This is a genomic window from Actinokineospora sp. NPDC051303, from assembly GCF_055586285.1.
In genome coordinates this window covers 1-1,862 of sequence record NZ_JBVJIN010000110.1, presented here as the reverse complement: position 1 = coordinate 1,862, position 1,862 = coordinate 1, and the positions used below count along the sequence as shown (strand labels likewise).

At 57.4% G+C, this 1,862-nt stretch carries 1 rRNA gene; it reads right to left on the bottom strand.

Going from position 1 to position 1,862, the window contains the following annotated elements:
* Positions 1 to 52 precede the first annotated feature (52 nt).
* A 23S ribosomal RNA gene (locus tag ACZ6SD_RS32885) occupies positions 53 to 1,862 on the bottom strand; the annotation flags it as partial.

Genomic DNA, 1,862 nt, shown 5'->3' with positions numbered 1-1,862 from the left:
TGGTGGGGGTGGTTGGTGTCTCAGACACCGCACAGTGGATGCGTAGCATGTTTGTAACAAGCCCTCGGCCTATTAGTACCAGTCAACTCCACCCGTTACCAGGCTTCCATCTCTGGCCTATCAACCCAGTCGTCTACTGGGGGCCTTAACCCCTCACAGGGGGCGGGAGACCTCATCTTGGAACAGGCTTCCCGCTTAGATGCCTTCAGCGGTTATCCCTTCCGAACGTAGCCAACCAGCCATGCCCCTGGCGGGACAACTGGCACACCAGAGGTTCGTCCGTCCCGGTCCTCTCGTACTAGGGACAGCCTTCCTCAAGTCTCCAACGCGCGCGGCGGATAGGGACCGAACTGTCTCACGACGTTCTAAACCCAGCTCGCGTACCGCTTTAATGGGCGAACAGCCCAACCCTTGGGACCTACTCCAGCCCCAGGATGCGACGAGCCGACATCGAGGTGCCAAACCATGCCGTCGATATGGACTCTTGGGCAAGATCAGCCTGTTATCCCCGGGGTACCTTTTATCCGTTGAGCGACGCCGCTTCCACCAGCCAGCGCCGGATCACTAGTCCCGACTTTCGTCCCTGCTCGACCTGTCAGTCTCACAGTCAAGCCCCCTTGTGCACTTGCACTCAACACCTGATTGCCAACCAGGCTGAGGGAACCTTTGGGCGCCTCCGTTACCCTTTAGGAGGCAACCGCCCCAGTTAAACTACCCACCAGGCACTGTCCCTGAACCGGATCACGGTCCGAAGTTAGACACTCAGTACGATCAGAGTGGTATTTCAACAACGACTCCACAACCACTGGCGTGGCCGCTTCACAGTCTCCCACCTATCCTACACAAACCGAACCAAGCACCAATACCAAGCTATAGTAAAGGTCCCGGGGTCTTTCCGTCCTGCCGCGCGTAACGAGCATCTTTACTCGTAGTGCAATTTCGCCGGGCCTATGGTTGAGACAGTCGAGAAGTCGTTACGCCATTCGTGCAGGTCGGAACTTACCCGACAAGGAATTTCGCTACCTTAGGATGGTTATAGTTACCACCGCCGTTTACTGGCGCTTAAATTCTCAGCTTCGCCCCAAAGGGCTAACCGGTCCTCTTAACGTTCCAGCACCGGGCAGGCGTCAGTCCGTATACATCGTCTTGCGACTTCGCACGGACCTGTGTTTTTAGTAAACAGTCGCTTCTCGCTGGTCTCTGCGGCCACCAGATCCTAGCCCGCAAAGGGGCTTCAAACCCAATGGCCCCCCTTCTCCCGAAGTTACGGGGGCATTTTGCCGAGTTCCTTAACCATAGTTCACCCGAACGCCTCGGTATTCTCTACCTGACCACCTGTGTCGGTTTGGGGTACGGGCCGCATGGACACTCACTAGAGGCTTTTCTCGGCAGCATGGGATCACTCTACTTCGCCTCAATCGGCTATGCATCACGTCTCAGGATACGTGACCGACGGATTTGCCTACCGGTCTCCCTACACGCTTACACCAGTCACCAACAGCTGGCGGAGCTACCCTCCTGCGTCACCCCATCGTTTGGCTACTACCGGCTCAGATCCCGCGCTCCACACTTCATCCCCCGAAGGGAAATCATGCTTCGGGCGGTTAGTATCACCGACCTCACCAGGGACGCATCCACACGGGTACGGGAATATCAACCCGTTGTCCATCGACTACGCCTGTCGGCCTCGCCTTAGGTCCCGACTTACCCTGGGCGGATTAGCCTGGCCCAGGAACCCTTGGTCATCCGGCGGAAGAGTTTCTCACTCTTCTTTCGCTACTCATGCCTGCATTCTCACTCGCACAGCCTCCACGACTAGATCACTCTGCCGCTTCCCCGGCTGCACGACGCTCCCCTACCCA